The following is an 18,861-nucleotide window of genomic DNA, read 5'->3' as shown; positions in this document are numbered from 1 at the left end:
TAATCAAGGTGCCTTGACTATTGAAACCATATTCTGCACCAGGGGGCAGACGATGAGCGAGACTCGATCCGCAGATCACCCGGCGGATGCTCCGCATCCCGAGGACGACCGGAAGCCCGACGATCCGACCGACCTCACGAAACCGTCGTGGAAGTACGTGCTCCGGACGACCATCCGCGAGTTCTCCGCCGACGGCTGCACGGACGTGGCCGCAGGGCTCACCTACCGCACCGTGTTCTCCGTGTTCCCCGGCCTCATCGCCCTGGTCTCGATCCTCAGCCTGTTCGGGCAGAGCGGGCAGACCGTCACCGCCGTCCTCGACCAGGTGCAGGGCGTGGTGCCGGAGGACACCTGGAACAGCGTGCGTCCCCCGCTCGAGTCGGTGCTCACCGCGCCGGCGCCCGGCCTCGGCCTGATCATCGGTCTGCTCGTCGCACTGTGGTCGGCCTCGGGGTATGTGAAGGCCTTTGGCCGCGCGATGAATACCATCTACGACGTGCCCGAGGGTCGTGGAGGCATCAAGCTCACCCTGCAGATGTACCTGCTCACGGCGCTCATCCTGGTGCTGGGTGCTGTCGCGCTGATGATCTTCGTGCTGTCCGGCCCGGTCGCCGAAGGAGTGGGCGATCTGATCGGCCTGGGTTCCGCCGCGGTGGGTGTGTGGAACGTGGCCAAGTGGTTCGTCCTGGCGTTCATCGTCGTCTTCGTCGTGGCACTGCTGTACTACGCCACGCCGAATGTGCAGCAGCCGAAGTTCCGGTGGGTCAGCTTCGGTGCGCTGATCGCCATCCTCGTCTCCGTGCTCGCGACACTCGGGTTCTTCTTCTACGTGTCGAACTTCGGCAACTACAACGCGACCTACGGCGCCCTGGCCGGCGTCATCATCCTGCTGCTGTGGATCTACATCATCAATGCGATCCTGCTGTTCGGCGCAGAGGTCGACGCCGAGCTCGAGCGCGGACGCGAGCTGCAGGCCGGGATCCCCGCAGAGGTGGACCTGCAGCTGCCGCCGCGCGACACCGCTGCCAGCGACAAGAAGGCGAAGAAGTTCGACGAGGATGTGCGCCGCGCCCGCAGCCTGCGGGTGACCGCGGGCGGCACGCAGGAGCACCCCGTCGCCGCCGAGAGCGAGGAGACGGCTGCCGGAGAGTCCTCCGGAACCTCAGAGGACGACCCGCGGCGGTGAGCAGCGCGGGGATGCCCCGCAGCGGGTGAGGCCCGCTCGGTGCGGGCCCGGGCTCAATCGCCGGGCCACTCGCCGGCGAGCCGCTCGCATGCGCGGGCCCGGCTCTGAAGCGTCCAGCGCCTTGACCACGGCGTACAGACCGACGGCTCGCTCATGTCCTCACTCNTCTCGACCACGAGTGATCACGGTCCGGGTGATGATGCCACCGGTGATGCCGCCGGTGGCCGCGGGCCCGCCAGCCCCCGCGGGCCCGCCAGCCCCCGCGGGCCCGCCAGCCCCCGCGGGCTCGCCAGCCCCCGCCCCTACCGCAGCGCCCGGGCCACCTCGCGCCGCTGGGCCTGCTCGACCGGATCGGGCACCGGGAGCGAAGCGATGAGACGCCGCGTGTAGTCGTGCTGCGGGTTGCCGAGCACCTGCGCACCTGTCCCCTCCTCCAGCAGCCGGCCGTGGAACAGCACGCCGATCCGATCGGAGAGCATGTCGACCACGGCGAGGTCGTGGCTGATGAAGAGCGCCGCGTAATGGAACCGCTCCTGCAGCTCGCGGAACAGCTCGAGCACCTTCGCCTGCACCGAAACATCGAGTGCCGAGGTCGGCTCGTCGGCGATGAGGAGCTCCGGGTCGAGCGCAATGCCGCGGGCCAAGGACGCACGCTGGCGCTGCCCGCCGGACAGCTCGTGGGGGAACCGGGCGGCATAGGACTGCGGCAGCTGCACGGCCTCGAGCAGGTCGAGCGCGGCCCGCCGGCGCTGCTGATCGCTGAGCTCGGGGCGGTGCACCGCGAGCGGCTCGGCCACGCACTCGCCGATCGACAGGTGCGGGTTGAAGGAGGCCGCCGGGTCCTGGAACACGAACCCGATCCGCTTGCGCACGGGTCGGAACGCCTTCTCCCTGAACCCGACCATCTCGTGGTCGAACACCGTGAGCGAACCCCCGGTCGCCCGGGTCAGACCCGCGATCGCGCGCCCGATGGTCGTCTTGCCCGACCCCGATTCGCCGACGAGGCCGAACACCTCGCCCGGCCGGATCTCGAAGCTCACGCCGTCCACGGCGGTGAAATCGCTCTTGCCGAAGCCGCCCGGATAGACGATCTCGAGGTCGCGCGCGACGACCACCGGCGCGATATCCGGGCGCACGTCCGCGGCCGGATCGGCACCGGGAGCCGCGGCCGCCGCCCCCGCCGAGGCGCCTGTTGCAGCCTCGGCGACCGGCACCTCGGTGACGGAGAGCCGGGGCACGGCGGCGAGCAGCCCGCGCGTGTACTCGTGGGTCGGATTCGCGAACAGGGTGCGGACGTCCGCGGTCTCGACGAGGTCGCCGCGGTACATCACGGCCACCCGGTCGGCGAGGTCGGCGACGACGCCCATATTGTGGGTGATGAGGACGATCGAGGTGCCCATGTCGTCGCGCAGGTCGCGGAGCAGGTCGAGGATCTCGGCCTGCACGGTGACGTCGAGCGCGGTGGTGGGCTCGTCGGCGACGATGAGCTCCGCCCCGAGCGCGAGCGCCATCGCGATGACGATCCGCTGCTTCTGCCCGCCGGAGAACTGGTGCGGGTAGTAGTCGTGGCGCTCCTCGGCGTTCGGGATGCCCACGTTCTCCATCGCCTCGACGACGCGCGCCCGCATCGCCTTCCTGCTCATCTTCGGGTTGTGGGCGCGCAGGCCCTCGGCGATCTGCCAGCCCACGGTGAACACCGGGTTGAGCGCCGTCCAGGGCTCCTGGAACACCATCGACACATCCGAGCCGCGCATCTGCCGCAGCTTCTGCGGGGAGGCGGTGAGGACGTCGGTGCCGGACAGGACGATCGCCCCGCCGGTCGTCGCGGTCTCCGGGAGCAGGCCGAGGATGGCGGGACCGGGACGGTCCAACGAGCATGAGAACCCGCACATCGTGGCTGGTGACGACACGGTGCTAGCCACGGTGGAACCGGGTAAAGAGCTCGACCGTGACGATGCTCTCGCGCTGGCTAACACGCTGGATCATCCGCGCAAGATGTATGGCCGCGAAGTGAAGGTTCCGATCCGCCGCTACGACGCCGAGGCCGGCAAGAGAGTGAAGGTGGGCGAGAAGGACGGGCACGTGTGGCACTGCTCCCTGTCGCTGAAAGCAGACGCCGACGAACCGTTGACCGACGAAGCCTGGAAACTCATCGCCGAACAGTTCGTGGATCGCATGGGATTCATCGACCCGGACGGCGCGAAATCCTCACGATGGGTCGCGGTCCGGCATGGCCTGTCGAAGAACGGAAACGACCACATTCACCTCGCCGTGCAGATGGTCACCGAGGACGGTTCCCGCGCACGAGAGCACAACGATCAATCACGCGCGCAGAAGATCTGCAGACAGCTTGAACGCGAGTGGGGCCTGGCGATCACCGAAGGTGCTGCCCTCAAGCAGACTCTGCCGCACGAGAAGCGGTGGGAACGCAAACGCAGCGAGCGGGAGCACGCTCCGCACTACGAGCGGCAGGAACTACGGCGGCGCCTGCGAGCGGCAGCGGCCGGAGCCACGAGCGAAGCGGAGTTCGTCCAGCGCGTCTACTCGTCCGGCGTCATCATTCGACCCCGCTTCGCGCAGGGCAGCACTGACCAAATCACCGGCTACTCGGTGGCGCTTCCCGCACCCAAGGGCGTCGACCGTGACCCGATCTTCTACTCACCTGCGAAGCACCTAGACAAGAACCTGAGCTTGCCCAAGGTGCGCGCCTCACTCGGCGCGCCAAAGGAAGGCGACCCACAAGCCGTGGGAGTGTGGCAGGAGCACCACACCGCCACCCGGAAGGACGCGCCACCGCAGACGCTTGCGCCCCCAACGGAAGCACTGCGGAACCGTCTCGCGGCTGGCAACGTGTCGTTGGTGGACCTCTCACGGATCTACGCATCCGCCTCGATCCACTTCGAGAAGGGCGAGGCCGGCCCCCTGGCCGAAGCCAGCGAACACATCGCAGCTGTGGCCACCAACCCGATGCAGGCCGGCCACTCGGCCCGACTCATGGACCGGGCGCTCAGTCGGGATTCCATCGAGGGCTGGACCGCGCTCATGCGCCAAGCCATGAAACTCTCGCAGGTGATGAGCCGCAATCGGTTCGGCGGTGGCCGCGTCCAGCTCGCCGCAGCACATGACCAGGTACTCGAAGACGCCGCGAAGCGGCACAGTTCGGGCACCACAACAGCAGTGCGCGAGCGTTCCCCCGAGACGCGCGAACGCGGCCGAGGAGGCGGCGCAGCGATGAACTCCCGCGAACGGCTGTTCGGGATGCCCGGCAGCAGTGCGAAGCCGACCAAACCACCAAGGCCCGGACAAGGACAACCCACCCGCGACCCGGCGCGCGACCGCGACGACGGGATCGGACGATAGGAGGCGGAACCATGAGTGTGAACCCCGCAGAGGAAGAGACCGAGTCCTTCAACGAGATGGGCCGGATCGCACGCGGCCTCGGCATGGCCGGCATGCAGATCAAGGAAGCCGGCGCACGCAAACGTGAAGCACGAGAGCGCACCCGCGAACGTGCAGAGCGCCAAGAACAAGGCGCTGAGGCAGAGCAGCAGCGGCAGGCTCAGGACCGCCACCGCGACGAAGCCGAAGCGGCCAAGGTGAATCGCCCCGGGTTTGTTAGAGGCTTGCAAGTGCCGTGCCGGCGGTCGCCGGCACGGTCTGGTGGTGATGGTAGATGTCCTCGAGCTCGACGGGTGGGATCATGCCGATCTCGCCGTGGAGACGTCGGTGGTTGAACCAGTCGATGTACTCAGCGGTCGCGATCTCAAGCTCGTCGATGCCCGTCCAGGGGCCGTGGTTACGGATCAGCTCGGCCTTGAACAGCGAGTTGAAGGCCTCGCNGATGCCCACGTTCTCCATCGCCTCGACGACGCGCGCCCGCATCGCCTTCCTGCTCATCTTCGGGTTGTGGGCGCGCAGGCCCTCCGCGATCTGCCAGCCCACGGTGAACACCGGGTTGAGCGCCGTCGAGGGCTCCTGGAACACCATCGACACATCCGAGCCGCGCATCTGCCGCAGCTTCTGCGGGGAGGCGGTGAGGACGTCGGTGCCGGACAGGACGATCGCCCCGCCGGTCGTCGCGGTCTCCGGGAGCAGCCCGAGGATCGACTTCGCGGTCACCGTCTTGCCGGAGCCGGACTCGCCGACGATCGCGAGCACCTCGCCCGGGCGCACGCTCAGGTCGAGGTCGTTGACGGCGTGGACGTCGCCGGCGTCGGTGGCGAAGGTGACGTCGAGGTCGGAGATCGTCAGCCGGGCCCCACCCGCCCCGGTGCCGGCGGCCCCGGTGCTCCGGGCGCGGCTGTTCTCATCGTGCGCTGCAGCGAGGTTGTCCGAGGTCATCGCAGATCCCCCTTCGTCGTCGTGGCGGCCGAGGATCCGGTCGCCGAGGTGCCCGCGGCACCGGGGGCAGTCGCCGAGGACCCGGCAGCACCCTTCGCGCCGGCACCGGCACCGGCGCGCCTGCGGCCGCGGGCCCGGCGGCGCACGCGCAGGCGCGGGTCGTTGAGGTCATTCATCGACTCGCCGACGAGCGTGATGCCGAGCACCGTGAGCACGATCGCCAGGCCCGGGAACACCGAGGTCCACCAGATGCCCGAGGTGACGTCGGACAGCGCCTTGTTGAGGTCGTAGCCCCACTCCGCGGCCGAGGTCGGCTCGATGCCGAAGCCCAGGAAGCCCAGCGCCGCGAGCGTGAGGATCGCCTCGGAGGAGTTGAGGGTGAAGATCAGCGGGATGTTGCGCGTCGCATTGCGGTAGATGTGGCGGGTGATGATGCGGAACTTCGACTCACCGATGACCTGCGCGGATTCCACGAACGGCTCCGCCTTGAGGCGCACGGTCTCCGCCCGCACCACGCGGAAGTACTGCGGCACGAACACGACGGTGATCGAGATCGCCGCGGCCAGGACGCCGCCGACGACGTTCGACTGCCCGCCGGAGATCACGATCGTCATGACGATCGCGAGCAGCAGGGACGGGAAGGCGTAGATCGCGTCGGCGACGACGACGAGGATCCGGTCGAGCCAGCCGCCGATGTAGCCGGAGATCAGACCGAGCGCCACGCCGATGAACAGCGACATGACGACGGCGACGATGATGACGAACACCGCGGTGCGCGCACCCCAGATGACCCGGGAGAACACGTCGAAGCCGCCGACGGTGGTGCCCCAGATGTGGGCCGCGCTGGGCGGCTGCTGGGCGCCGAACGCCCCCTCCGGGGTGCGCAGCTGGGCGTAGTCGTAGGGCGCGATGAGCGGGGCGAAGATCGCGGCGATGAGCACGAGCGCGCAGATCACCAGGCCGCTGATGAGCATCCCCCGCTGCAGGCCGACGGACTGGCGCAGGTGGCTGATGACCGGCAGGCGCGACCAGCGCGAACGGGAGCTCGACGGGGTGCCGGGGGTCGCGGGCGCCTCGGGGGCGGGAGCTCCGGGAGCGCCGGGGGTGGGGGTGGTCTCGGTGCTCATCAGTACCTCACTCGCGGATCGATGAGAGCGGCGATGATGTCGACGACGAAGTTCGTCAGCGCGACGAGCACGGCCAGCAGGACGACGATGCCCTGGACGGCGACGAAGTCGCGCGCGGCCAGGTACTGGGCGAGCTGGAAGCCCAGCCCCTTCCACTCGAAGGTCGTCTCCGTGAGGACCGCGCCGGCGAGCATGAGGGCGATCTGCATGCCCATGACGGTGATGATCGGGATGAGCGCGGGCCGGTAGGCGTGCTTGGTGACGAGCCGGAACTCGGACACCCCGCGCGAGCGGCCGGACTCGATGTACTGGTTGCCGAGCGTGCCGATGAGGTTCGTGCGCACGAGCCGCAGGAAGGTGCCGCCGGTGAGCAGGCCGAGCGCGACGGCCGGGAGCACCGCGTGGCGCAGCACGTCCCCGGCGGCGTCCATGTCGCCGATCCGCAGGGCGTCGAGCAGGTAGAGGCCGGTGGGGCCGACGACGCCGGACATGAGGAGCTCGGTGTTCCCGGTCGCGCGTCCCGCGACCGGCAGCACCGGCCACATCACGCCGAACACGAGCTTGAGGAGCAGGCCGGCGAAGAACACCGGGGTGGCGTAGCCGAGGATCGCGAGCACGCGCAGCACCGCGTCGGGCCAGCGGTCGTGGAACTTCGCGGCGACCATGCCGAGCGGGATGCCGACGAGGAACGCGACGATGAGGGCGAAGAAGACGAGCTCGAGCGTGGCCGCGCCGTAGGTCAGGAGGACCTCGGTGACGGGCCGGTTGTCCGACAGGGTGGTCCCGAAGTCGCCGCGCAGCAGACCGCCCATGTACTCGAAGTACTGGACGATGAGCGGGCGGTCGTAGCCGGCGGCGGCGACGCGCTCGGCGAGCTGCGCCTGCGTCAGCCGGCCGCCGAGTGCGGCGGTGATCGGGTCGCCGGTGATCCGCATGAGGAAGAACACCAGGGTGGTGAGGATCCACACGGTCGGGATGATGAGGAGGAAGCGGACGAGGATGTACCGGCCGAGTCCCGAGCCCTGACGGGTCTTTGGGGACTTGACCGGACCCTCGGCGAGTTCCGGGGCTTGCACGCTGGCTGTCATGGATTCGCAATCGGGCTGGGGAGCAGGGGTGTGGTGCGGCGGCGCTGTCCGCGGATCACGCGGGCGGCTCGCACGGGCCGGGCCCAGGGAGACCCGGACGCCGCAGCGGGACGGGCAGGAAGATCCTACCCGCCCCGCTGCGGTGGTGGTGCCGGCGGGCGCCTCGGCCGAGGTGCCCGCCGGGTGATCGGGTGACGTCACCCGGCCGGCCGGGCGAGGACCGCCCGACCGTTCGGCATCACTTGCCGAGGAGTGCCAGACGGAACTGGAAGGACGGATCGAGGGTGTCCTCGATGCCGGTGACCTCGGAGTTCGCCACGGCGATCTGCTCGCCCTGCAGCAGCGGCAGGGTGGGCAGGTCCTCGGACAGCGTCTTCTGGATGTCCTCGATCGCAGTGGTGCGCTCGCCCTCGTCCTCCATCGACACCTGCTCGTCGAGCTTCTGGTTGAGCTCGTCGTTGGTGTAGTCGTTGCCGAGGAAGCTCGGGGAGTCCTCGGTGTTGTAGAAGAACGGGACGAGGTAGTTGTCCGCGTCGGAGTAGTCGGGGAACCAGCCGAGCTGGTACTGCGGGTAGGCGTCGATGCGCTCTTCGGCGTACTGCACCCACTCCGTCGACTGGAGGTCGACGGTGAACAGCTCGGTGCTCTCCAGCTGGTCCTTGATCTGGGCGTACTCGTCGCCCGAGGACGGACCGTAGTGGTCCGGGCTGTACTGGAGCTTGATCTCGACGGGGGTCTCCACGCCGGCGTCCTCGAGGGCCTGCTTGGCCTTCTCGACGTCCGCGCCGCCGCTGCCGTCGCCGTAGGCGCTCTTGAGCTCCTCGGCCGCACCGGGCAGGCCGTCCGGCACGTGGCCGAACAGCGGGGTGTAGGTGCCCTTGTAGACCTGCTCGGCGATCGCCTCGCGGTCGATGGTGTGGGCCATCGCCTGGCGCACGGCCTTGGCCTTGTCCTCGTCGGCCTCGTCGGTCTCGGTGCCGAAGGGCATCGAGTCGAGGTTGAAGACGATGTAGCGGATCTCGCCGCCGGGGCCCTCGTGGACGGTGAGGTTGTCGTCGCCGCCGAGGTCCTCGATGTCGGTCGCCGACAGCGAGCGCCAGGCCACGTCGATGGTGCCGCTCTGCACGTCGAGCTTCATGTTGTTCGCGTCGGTGTAGTAGCGCATCTGCACCGCGTCGGACTTCGGCTCACCGAGCGCACCCTGGTACTCCGGGTTGGCCTTGTAGGAGACGAGCTCGTTGAACTGGTAGGAGTCGATGGCGTACGGGCCGCCGAACGCCTCACCGGAGACGATGTCGTCGTCGGCGGTGATCTCCTCGGCGGAGAACACGTCCTCGTCGACGATCGGGCCGGCCGGGCCGGCGAGCACGAGCGGGAAGGTCTGGTCGTTCTCGCGGGTGAGGTTGAAGACGACCGTCTGCTCGTCCGGGGTGTCGATCGACTCGAGGCCGCCGAGCAGGGAGGACGGTCCGTTGGGGTCCTGGATCGACTTCTGACGGTCGAAGCTGAACTTGACGTCGGACGAGGTGAGGTCGTTGCCGTTGGAGAACTTCAGGCCCTCCTTGAGCTTCACCTCGTACTTGGTCGGCTCGGTGAATTCGGCGGACTCCGCGATGTCGGGCTCGGTCTCGGCGGTGCCGGGGGTGTAGGCGAGCAGGAACGGGAACACCTGCTGCATGACGAAGAACGAGCCGTTGTCGTAGGAGCCGGCCGGGTCGAGCACGGTGACCTTGTCGGTGGTGCCGATCGTCAGGGCGTCACCGCCGCCTTCACCGCCCTCTCCCGAGGTGTCGGTGGTGGAGGTGGAGCAGGCGGACAGCAGGAGCGCGGTGGCGCTCAGTGCTGCACCGGCTTTGAGCAGCGCACGAGTGCGAGTCATCGATACATCCTTATCTCGGTCGGGATCTCAGGGTGGAGATCCGCTGGGGCTCGGCCGACATCGCGCGAGGCGGTGGGCGGCTGCTGCGCTCAGATCTGAGCACGCCATCCCTGTTCCGTGGGCATCGGCTGAGAGACACGGATCATCGTAGTCCCTTCCGGAACTCCCTGCCCCTGTTCGCCCGCCGGACGCCCGAATGCAACCGAATCGTCACTTTCGCGGGGCATGCGGGCCGGGCACGCGGCCTCCCAGGCCTCCCCGGCCGCGCCGGCTGCGGCCCTCCCGCACCTCGATGCGACTGATTCTGGAGCAGACGATGGAATTCAGTCGCAAACAGCCCCGAAGGGCCGATATTCGGCTGCCGTCTGCAGGAACAGTCGCATCCCCGGACCGGACGCCTCCCCGGGGCCGGCCTGAGCGGTGCGGAGGACGACCTCCGCACCGTCGGTCACTTGAGCGCGTTGCCGGCGGACCCGAGGTTCTGGCAGGCCTCGACGATGCGTGCGGCCATGCCCGCCTCGGCGGCCTTGCCCCAGGCGCGCGGGTCGTACTGCTTCTTGTTGCCGACCTCGCCGTCGATCTTGAGCACGCCGTCGTAGTCGCGGAACATGTGGTCGGCGACGGGCCGGGTGAAGGCGTACTGGGTGTCGGTGTCGATGTTCATCTTCACCACGCCGTGGCTCACCGCGGCGGCGATCTCCTCCGCCGTCGAACCGGAGCCGCCGTGGAACACGAGGTCGAACGGCTTCTCCTTGCCGACCTCCGCGCCGACGGCGTCCTGGATCTCCTTGAGGAGCTCGGGACGGAGCTTGACGTTGCCCGGCTTGTACACGCCGTGGACGTTGCCGAAGGTCAGCGCGGTCAGGTAGCGGCCCTTCTCACCGGTGCCGAGCGCCCGCGCGGTGGCCAGACCGTCCTCGACCGTGGTGTAGAGCTTGTCGTTGATGGCGTTCTCGACGCCGTCCTCCTCGCCGCCGACCACACCGATCTCCACCTCGAGCAGGGTGTTCGCCTTCGCCGACAGCGCGAGGAGCTCCTCGGCGATCTGCAGGTTCTGGTCGAGCGGCACCGCGGAGCCGTCCCACATGTGGGAGCCGAACAGCGGCTGCTCGCCGTTGCGGGCGCGCTCGGCGGAGAGCTCGAGGAGCGGCTTGACCCACGCCTCGACGGCGTCCTTGGGCGCGTGGTCGGTGTGGAGCACGATGTTGACGTCGTAGCTCTTGGCGACCTCCTGGGCGAACGCGGCGAACGCCACGGCGCCGCGCACGCGGTCCTTGATCGTCGGGCCGGACATGTACTCCGCGCCGCCGGTCGAGATCTGGATGATGCCGTCGGACTCCGCCTCGGCGAAGCCGCGGATCGCGGCGTTGATCGTCTGGGAGGAGGTGCAGTTGACGGCCGGATAGGCGAAGCCGCGGGACTTGGCGCGGTCGAGAAGCTCGCTGTAGACCTCAGCAGTTGCAATGGGCATGTCGTCTCCTTGTTCCACCGGGCCGCGCTCGGAATCGGCGGCGTGCGGGTCCTGCCTCCGATGTTTTCACGTCCGCCCGGCCGGTGCCAGTCATCAGCGCGCCCCTCACGGGGCTCCCAGGAGCCCGCCCCCAGGTGCCCGCCGATTCCGCGCGGCGCGGCACCGCGGCAACGGGGGTGCGCAGAGCACGGGCGGGATGGCGCAGACCACGGACGGGGTGGTGCGGACGGCGCCGAGGCGCCCGCCCGGTGCCGGTCCGGGCGGGCGCCTCGGGCCCGGGTCACTCGCCCTGCGGCGCCCCGCCGTCTGCGCGAGCGGCCTCCCCGGCACCCGGCGCCTCGGCTCGGCCGCGGGTGAACGGGCCGGTGGTGCGGGAGAGCCGGTAGTCGATCCGGTCGTCGACGCGCGTGTCGACCTGCCGGCCGAACGCGTGGTCGAAGTCGTCGGCGAGCTTGCCGCTGAGCATCGCGTAGCGCTCCTCCCGCTCCCGCTTCTCCCGCAGCGCCTGGTCCACCTGCAGGCTCCGCAGGGTGGACACGGCCATGAGGAGCATGACCACGCTGAACGGCAGCGCGGTGGCGAGCGAGGCCGCCTGGAGCGCCTGGAGACCGCCGGCGAGCAGCAGGCCGATCGCCAGCGCACCCTCGAGGAGGGCGAACATCACGCGCGACCACGTGGGCGGGTTGGGGTGGCCGCCGGAGGCGAGCATGTCGACGACGAGCGAGCCGGAGTCCGAGGACGTGATGAAGAAGATCGCGACGAGGACGATCGCGGCGACCGACAGAATGGTGCCCAGCGGCAGGCCGGTGAGCACGTCGAACAGGGCGGCCTCGGCGACGACGCCCGCCTCCGGGTCGACGAGGTCTCCGGCACCGAAGATCTGCCGGTAGATGCCGGCGCCGCCCATCACGGAGAACCAGAAGAAGCCGACGATCGTGGGCACGAGGAGGACGCCGGCGATGAACTCGCGGATGGTGCGCCCACGGGAGATCCGGGCGATGAAGACGCCGACGAACGGCGCCCAGGAGATCCACCAGCCCCAGTAGAAGATCGTCCACGAGGAGTTCCACGCGGCCCCCTCCTCGCCGGTGTAGGCGCCGACGTCGAAGGACATGTCGAGGACGTTGGCGAGGTAGGTGCCGAGCGACTCGATGAAGTTCTGGAACAGGAAGAGCGTCGGGCCGAGGAGCAGCACCGAGATGAGCAGGATGCCGGCGAGGGAGAGGTTGATGTTCGACAGCCACTTGATGCCCTTGCCGAGACCCGACACGACGGACAGGGTGGCGAGGAAGGTGATGACGACGATGAGGATGACGAGGATCGTGTTGTCGACCGTGTCCACGACGCCGAGGCTCGACATGCCCGAGGCGATCTGCTGGACGCCGAGGCCGAGCGAGGTCGCGACGCCGAACACGGTGCCGAAGATCGCGAGGATGTCGATGACGTCGCCGACCCAGCCCTTGACGCGCTCGCCGAACACCGGTTCGAGGGCCCAGCGGATCGAGATCGGACGGCCGCGGCGGTGCACGGCGTAGGCGAGCGCGAGGCCGATGACGGCGTAGATGGCCCAGGGGTGGAGACCCCAGTGGACGAAGGTCTGCGCCATCGCGAGCTGCGCGAGCTCGGTCTCGTCGCCGCTCCAGCCCGGCTTCGGGCTCGACGTGGCGTAGGTCAGCGGCTCACCGACGCCGTAGAACACGAGGCCGATGCCCATGCCGGCGGAGAACAGCATCGCGAACCACGACAGGAGCCCGAACTCGGGGCGCTCGTCGTCGTCGCCGAGCCGGATGCGCCCGAACTTCGAGAGCGCGATGCCGACGACGAACACGATGAACCCGGCGATGATGAGCATGTAGTACCAGCCGAGGTTCGTCACGATCCAGCCCTGCACCGCCTGCAGCGCGGTGTCGGTGGGGCCGGGGGCGAGGATCGCGATCACCGCGACGGCGAGGATGACGAGCAGCGACGGCCAGAACACCGCTGGTGCGACGTTGCCGCGGCCCAGGCGCACTCCCTGCCGCTTGAGCTTCTCGGTGATCTGCGCGTCGGTGTCGTCCTCGGCGATCTGGTGCCGCGGTTCGAGATCGGGGTCGATCGGGTCGACGCCGTCGTCGCGGGTGTCGGCGCGCGCGCCGGCCGCGCCGGTGCTGTCTGATGCGTTCATCCGGGTGTCCGTTCCATATTCGCTGAATCGTCGTGAGATCTGGGTTCCGTATGGCCTGGGTTCCGTGAGTCCCGGGTGTCGTACCGTGACGAGGATACTCGGGAGATTCCCAGGTTTCATCCCCTGGACGCCCCGTGTGACGAGGTGCACGGCTAGAGTGCCCGGTATGAGCACCCCCGAGACGGAGCGTCCCGCATCCGAGGTGCCCCGCCCCTCGGGGACCGCACCCAAGCGCACCGTGCTGTCGTGGGCGCTGTGGGACTGGGGCGGTTCGGCGTACAGCGCCGTCGTCGTCACCTTCGTCTTCGCCCCCTACCTGACCTCCGGCGTCGCGGCGGACGAGGTCGCCGGCTCCGCGGCGCTCGGCTGGGTGACCGGGATCGCCGGGGTCGTCGTCGCCCTCCTCGCCCCGGCCGTCGGCACCCGCGCAGATTCGAGCGGTCGGCACCGGCTGTGGCTCGGCGTCAACACCTTCCTCGTCGTCGCCTGCGTGCTCGGCATGTTCTTCATCCGGGACTCCCCCGGCTACCTGTGGCCGGGCCTGCTGCTCCTCGGGCTCGCCGGGATCTTCTACGAGCTCGCCGAGGTGTTCTACAACGCGATGCTCTCCCGGATCTCCACGCCGAGCACCGCCGGGCGGATCTCCGGTTTCGGCTGGGGGCTGGGCTACTTCGGCGGGCTCGCGCTCCTCGTCATCCTCCTGTTCACCGTGATCCAGCCGGAGGTGGGCCTGTTCGGCGCCACCGACGAGGACGGGATGCGGTATCGGATCGTGGCGGCGGCCTCGGGCGTGTGGTTCGCGGTGTTCGCCGTCCCGCTGCTCGTGTTCGGCCCGCGCGATGTGCCGGGCGCGGCGGCCGGGCCCGGTGGGGGTGTGCGCGGCATGGTGCGGCAGTGGGGCCGGGACCTCCTCCACGTCGTCGAACGGATCCTCGACCTGTTCCGCAGCGACCGGGAGACGCTCAAGTTCTTCCTCGCCTCGGCGGTGTTCCGCGACGGCCTGACGACGATCTTCGCCTTCGCCGGGGTGATCGCACTCGGCTCCTACGGCTTCAGCGGTGCGGAGGTCATCTACCTCGGGGTGGCGGCGAACCTCGTCGCCGGGATCGGGGCGGTGAGCGCCGGCTGGTTCGACGACCGATTCGGACCGCGCGCGGTGATCATCGTCGGGCTGGTCTGCCTCATCGCCGGCTCCCTGCCGATCATCGTCAGCGATTCGAAGACGGTGTTCTGGGTCGCGGCGATGTGGCTGTGCCTGTTCGTCGGCCCGGTGCAGGCCGCCTCGCGCTCCTTCCTCTCCCGGATCACGCCGCCGGAGCGGGCCGGTGAGAACTTCGGACTCTATGCCACGACCGGGCGGGCCGTGAGCTTCCTCGGCCCCTTCATGTTCTCGACCTTCATCATGCTGGTCGGCTTCCAGCGCGCCGGCGCGATCGGGATCGCCCTCGTCCTCGCCGTCGGCCTGATCCTCTTCCTGCCGGTCGGCCGACCCGCCGAGGTGCGCGCACAGGAGCACTGAGCGCGCGGGCCGATCGATCACGCAACGCCATCGACCTGCCGCCTGTGCTCGAGACCCGGGCGGATTCTCGAGCATCCGTGACAGCTCGACGTGCCGATCGCGCGGTGCCGGCAGCTCGTCGCCCGAGGGCGCCTCGGCGGCGGGCATCCGACCTTACTCAGCAGTAACGGTCAATTGTGACTGTTGCCACTCCGGCTACTACACTGGGATGCAGACCCCATCCCTGAACGAACGATCGAGGAAGATCCATGGATAATCTGCTGAGCAAGGAAGAACTCGAGTTCGCACAGCACATGCGCGAGTTCTATCGCACCGAGATCCCCGAGGACATCCGTCGCCGCAACGCGATCGGCGAGGAACTGAGCAAAGAGGACATGGTCACCTCGATGCAGATCCTCAACAAACACGGCTACGCGGTGCCCAACTGGCCCGTCGAGTGGGGCGGCCAGGACTGGACTCCGGTGCAGCGCCACATCTGGCTCGAGGAGATGCAGCTCGCCTCCGTGCCCGCGCCGCTGGCGTTCAACGCCTCGATGGTCGGCCCGGTGATCGCGACCTTCGGCAGCCAGGAGATCAAGGAGCGGTTCCTCCCCAAGACCGCCAACCTCGACATCTGGTGGAGCCAGGGCTTCTCCGAGCCCGACGCCGGCTCCGACCTCGCCTCCCTCAAGACCACCGCGGTCAAGCAGGGCGACAAGTACATCGTCAACGGGCAGAAGACCTGGACGACGCTCGGCCAGTACGGCGACTGGATCTTCATGCTCGTCCGCACGGATCCGAACGTGAAGAAGCAGGCCGGCATCTCCTTCCTGCTCATCGACATGAGGACCCCGGGTGTCACCGTGCGCCCGATCCAACTCATCGACGGCGGCCACGAGGTCAACGAGGTGTTCTTCGAGAACGTCGAGGTCCCGGTCGAGAACCTGGTCGGCGAGGAGAACAAGGGCTGGACCTACGCGAAGTTCCTGCTCGGCAACGAGCGCACCGGGATCGCCCGGATCGGCGCCTCGAAGGTCGCACTCGCCCGCGTCAAGGCCTACGCCGCAACCACCCGCACCCCGCGCGGCACGCTCCTGCAGGACCCGCTGTTCTCGGCGCGCCTGACCAAGGTCGAGGCCGAGCTCACCGCGCTCGAGTTCACCCAGCTGCGCATCCTGTCGACCCAGGCGGCCGGCTCCGACAAGCCGGACCCGCGGTCCTCGGTGCTCAAGCTGCGCGGCTCCAAGCTGCAGCAGGACATCACCGAGCTGCTCGTCGACGTGCTCGGCCCGCAGGCCCTCGACTTCGTCGACTCCCGCGAGGTCGCCGACGGCTTCACCACCCTGCCGCCCGGTGCCCCCGACGCCCTCAAGGCGTACTTCAACTACCGCAAGGTGACGATCTACGGCGGTTCGTCCGAAGTCCAGCGGTCCATCATTTCCAAGGCTCTGCTCGGCCTCTGAGCCGCGACGATATTCGAAGGAGAATCGCCCCATGGATCTCGAACTCACAGATGTCCAGCAGGAGCTCGGCTCGACCGTCGCCCGCCTGCTCAAGACCAAGTACGACGCGGGCACCCGCGAAGCCCTCCTCGCCACCGAGCGCGGCTGGAGCGAGGAGATGTGGAACCAGTACGCCGAGATCGGCCTGCTGGGACTGCCGTTCGCCGAGGAGTACGGCGGCGCCGGCATGGGCTTCGCCGAGGTCGCCGTGGTGATGGAGGAGTTCGGCCGGGCACTCGTGCTCGAGCCCTACCTCCCCACCGTGGTGCTCGGCGGCGGCCTGGTCGACGCCGCCGGCACGGACGAGCAGAAGGCGCAGATCCTGCCCGGCGTCGCGGAGGGCACGACCTTCCTCGCGTTCGCCGGCCAGGAGCCGAACAGCCGCTACGACCTCACCAGCCCGGCGACCACCGCCGCGGTGTCCGGTGACGGTGCGACGCTGACCGGCGAGAAGTCCGGCGTGCTCGGCGGCGACGCCGCCACGCAGTTCGTCGTGTCCGCGGCCGTCGACGGCGGCGTGGGCCTGTTCCTCGTCGACGCGCAGGCCGAGGGCGTGACCGTCGACGTGCGGACGCAGGCCGACGGCCTCAAGACCGCCTCGGTGCTCTTCGAGAACGCGCCGGCCGCCCGCCTGGGCACCGGCGACGCGAGCGACGCGATCGCCCGCGTCATCGACACCGCCAACGCGGCACTCGCCGCGGAGGCCGTCGGTGCGATGTCGGCCTCGCTGAAGATGACCGCGGAGTACCTCCACACCCGCGAGCAGTTCGGTGCGCCGATCGGCCGCAACCAGGTGCTCCAGCACCGGGCGGCGGACATGTACGCGACCCTCGAGGGCGCGAAGAGCATGGCGCTGTACTCGAAGCTCGCGATCACGCAGGACGTGGACGGGACCTCGAAGTCGCGCCACGCCGACGTCATCGCCGCGAAGATCATCATCGACGACGCCTCCGAGCAGATCAGCCAGGAGTCGATCCAGATGCACGGCGGCATCGGCATGACGATGGAGTACCCCATCGGCCACTACGCCAAGCGCCTCACCGTCATCCCGCGCACCTTCGACGACGAGGACTCGCTCGTCGCGGAACTCGCCGAGCTCGGCGGACTCATCGAGCCGGAAGCCGCAGACGTGAGCTGAGTCCCGGTCTCCGACAGCACAGAGCCCCTCGGTCATCCGAGGGGCTCTGTCGTGTCCACCGGGCCGTGGTCACTGCTGCGGCCGGGTCGGCGTCGAACTCAGCGCCGCGGTGGCCGGAAGCGGTCCTGCGGGTTCTGTCCCGGATGACCCTGACCCGGGTGGTTCTGACCGGGGAATCCTCCCTGCTGCCCAGGAGGGTACTGCCCGGGCGCGTGCTGACCGGGCATCTGCGGCCCGCCCTGGGGATGTCCTCCGGGGTGGCCGCTGCCCGGCTGCACCGGCGGGGAGCCCGCGGGTCCGCCGCAGCCCGCAGGTGCCGGTCCGGAGCCGTACCCCGGTGCGGGCCCCGAGCCGTACGGGCCGGGCTGCTGCTGACCGGGCTGGGGTCCGGGGCCGTGGTGGCCGGGCGCGGGTCCCGAGCCGTACTGACCCGGCTGCGGACCCGAGCCGTATTGCCCCTGCTGAGGTCCCGAGCCGTACTGACCCGGCTGCGGACCCGAGCCGTAGGGACCGGCTGCCGCTGCAGGTCCGCCCGGGTACCCCTGACCGCCGGGGGCACCGTACTGCGCACCCGGGGCACCGAACCCGGCACCCGCGGCACCGTAGCCCGCCCCGGCGCCCTGCTGCCGCTTCTTCTTCCTCGACATGAGGACGAGCACGATGATGAGTGCCACGATCCCGAGGATCACGATGATGCCGATGACGATGAGGACCCACCACGGGAACCCTGAGGCCTGCGCCTCAGCGGTGAGCTCTTCGCCCTCGAAGGTCTGCAGGTCCCAGGACGCGGTCGAGCCGTTGACCTCCGCACCGGGCGCATCGATGACCTTGCCCGGGAAGGTGAACGCGATGACCGACTCGTCGAGCATCGAGCGGATGCTGTCGACGCCGAGACCGGTGTCGATGCCGGGTGCGGCGCCGGGGTAGCCGCCCGTCGGCGGGGCGGGCATGTCCATCGACGGCATCGCCACCGGGTTGGGCATCGACAGGGAGATCGTGCCGTCCTGCTCGCTCAGCGAGAGCTGCGAGATGAATCCGAGCTCGTCCTCGGTGAACTCGGTGGGATCGACGTCATCGAGGGTGAACCGGATACCGACGTAGAGCTCGTCGTGCACCTCCCCCGTGGTCACGCCGCGGTCGGACATGTCCGGCACGTCCCCGGTCATCTCTTCCAGGGCCTCGTCCGTGGTCTGCCCGAGATCTTCGACCGCGGACTTCTTCATCATCACCGACATCGTCCCGGACAGTGTGAGGTCCGTGCTCACGTCGAGGTCGGAGTTGAGCTTCACACAGCCGGTGAGGACGAACAGGGTGAGCAGGAGGAGTGCGACCCCGGCGAGACGTGAACGCCGAGCGCGAGGCGGCAGGGACGCGGTGGGTGCCGGGGACATGGCCGAGCCTTTCGACGATGAGTGCTGGCTCAAACCTATGCGGCAGGCGGCCTCCCGCGCCACTGCCGGGCCGGCC

General features: G+C 69.2%; 13 protein-coding genes. 5 read left to right on the top strand and 8 right to left on the bottom strand.

The features are described from left to right. Positions 1-52 precede the first annotated feature (52 nt). Positions 53-1,186: a YihY/virulence factor BrkB family protein gene (locus ABD883_RS01945; RefSeq protein WP_345029388.1), complete on the top strand. Its 1,134-nt coding sequence runs from the start codon at positions 53-55 to the stop codon at positions 1,184-1,186. A gap of 302 nt (positions 1,187-1,488) precedes the next feature. Here the strand turns inward: ABD883_RS01945 and ABD883_RS01940 are convergent, their stop codons facing one another. Further along, positions 1,489-3,057 (bottom strand): dipeptide ABC transporter ATP-binding protein, encoded by a 1,569-nt coding sequence (locus ABD883_RS01940; protein WP_345029387.1) that lies wholly within the window; start codon positions 3,055-3,057, stop codon positions 1,489-1,491. Between the two features lie 22 nt (positions 3,058-3,079). Here ABD883_RS01940 and ABD883_RS01935 point away from each other — a divergent pair, with 22 nt between their 5' ends. Next, positions 3,080-4,546, top strand: coding sequence for a relaxase/mobilization nuclease domain-containing protein (locus ABD883_RS01935; RefSeq protein ID WP_345029385.1), 1,467 nt, complete (start codon positions 3,080-3,082; stop codon positions 4,544-4,546). Between the two features lie 255 nt (positions 4,547-4,801). On the opposite strand, the gene ABD883_RS01930 is transcribed toward ABD883_RS01935, so the two are convergent. The 6 genes from ABD883_RS01930 to ABD883_RS01905 form a co-directional block, all read right to left on the bottom strand. Further along, the gene (locus ABD883_RS01930; protein ID WP_345029384.1) at positions 4,802-5,527 is read right to left on the bottom strand and encodes an ATP-binding cassette domain-containing protein; all 726 of its coding nucleotides are present in this window, start codon (positions 5,525-5,527) and stop codon (positions 4,802-4,804) included. Continuing rightward, on the bottom strand, positions 5,524-6,654 hold the full coding sequence (locus tag ABD883_RS01925; RefSeq protein ID WP_345029383.1) for an ABC transporter permease: 1,131 nt from the start codon (positions 6,652-6,654) through the stop codon (positions 5,524-5,526). The genes ABD883_RS01930 and ABD883_RS01925 overlap by 4 nt, the downstream gene beginning before the upstream one ends. Then, positions 6,654-7,742, bottom strand: coding sequence for an ABC transporter permease (locus tag ABD883_RS01920; RefSeq protein ID WP_345029381.1), 1,089 nt, complete (start codon positions 7,740-7,742; stop codon positions 6,654-6,656). The genes ABD883_RS01925 and ABD883_RS01920 overlap by 1 nt, the downstream gene beginning before the upstream one ends. 238 nt (positions 7,743-7,980) lie before the next feature. Beyond that, entirely contained in the window at positions 7,981-9,621 is a 1,641-nt protein-coding gene (locus ABD883_RS01915) for an ABC transporter substrate-binding protein (protein WP_345029380.1), read from the bottom strand. A gap of 448 nt (positions 9,622-10,069) precedes the next feature. Continuing rightward, positions 10,070-11,092, bottom strand: a complete 1,023-nt coding sequence (gene fbaA / locus ABD883_RS01910) for a class II fructose-bisphosphate aldolase (protein WP_345029378.1) — start codon at positions 11,090-11,092, stop codon at positions 10,070-10,072. A gap of 280 nt (positions 11,093-11,372) precedes the next feature. Then, a complete protein-coding gene (locus ABD883_RS01905; RefSeq protein WP_137318739.1) occupies positions 11,373-13,256 on the bottom strand; it encodes a BCCT family transporter in 1,884 nt (627 codons plus the stop codon). Positions 13,257-13,422: 166 nt separating this feature from the next. On the opposite strand from ABD883_RS01905, the gene ABD883_RS01900 reads away from it, so the two are divergent. The 3 genes from ABD883_RS01900 to ABD883_RS01890 all read left to right on the top strand — a co-directional run bounded on the left by ABD883_RS01900 (position 13,423) and on the right by ABD883_RS01890 (position 17,394). Continuing rightward, positions 13,423-14,775, top strand: a complete 1,353-nt coding sequence (locus ABD883_RS01900; RefSeq protein WP_345029377.1) for an MFS transporter — start codon at positions 13,423-13,425, stop codon at positions 14,773-14,775. A 248-nt stretch (positions 14,776-15,023) separates the two neighbouring features. After that, positions 15,024-16,217: an acyl-CoA dehydrogenase family protein gene (locus tag ABD883_RS01895; RefSeq protein ID WP_247618931.1), complete on the top strand. Its 1,194-nt coding sequence runs from the start codon at positions 15,024-15,026 to the stop codon at positions 16,215-16,217. A 31-nt stretch (positions 16,218-16,248) separates the two neighbouring features. Continuing rightward, the gene (locus ABD883_RS01890) at positions 16,249-17,394 is read left to right on the top strand and encodes an acyl-CoA dehydrogenase family protein (RefSeq protein WP_345029374.1); all 1,146 of its coding nucleotides are present in this window, start codon (positions 16,249-16,251) and stop codon (positions 17,392-17,394) included. A gap of 98 nt (positions 17,395-17,492) precedes the next feature. On the opposite strand, the gene ABD883_RS01885 is transcribed toward ABD883_RS01890, so the two are convergent. Beyond that, positions 17,493-18,785, bottom strand: a complete 1,293-nt coding sequence (locus ABD883_RS01885; protein ID WP_345029371.1) for an LppM family (lipo)protein — start codon at positions 18,783-18,785, stop codon at positions 17,493-17,495. Positions 18,786-18,861 lie beyond the last annotated feature (76 nt).

It is taken from the genome of Brevibacterium pityocampae, assembly GCF_039541555.1.
GTDB classification, from domain to species: Bacteria; Actinomycetota; Actinomycetes; order Actinomycetales; family Brevibacteriaceae; genus Brevibacterium; species Brevibacterium pityocampae.
Note: the sequence above shows the minus strand (reverse complement) of the source record. Positions and strands in the feature narration are given on the sequence as shown.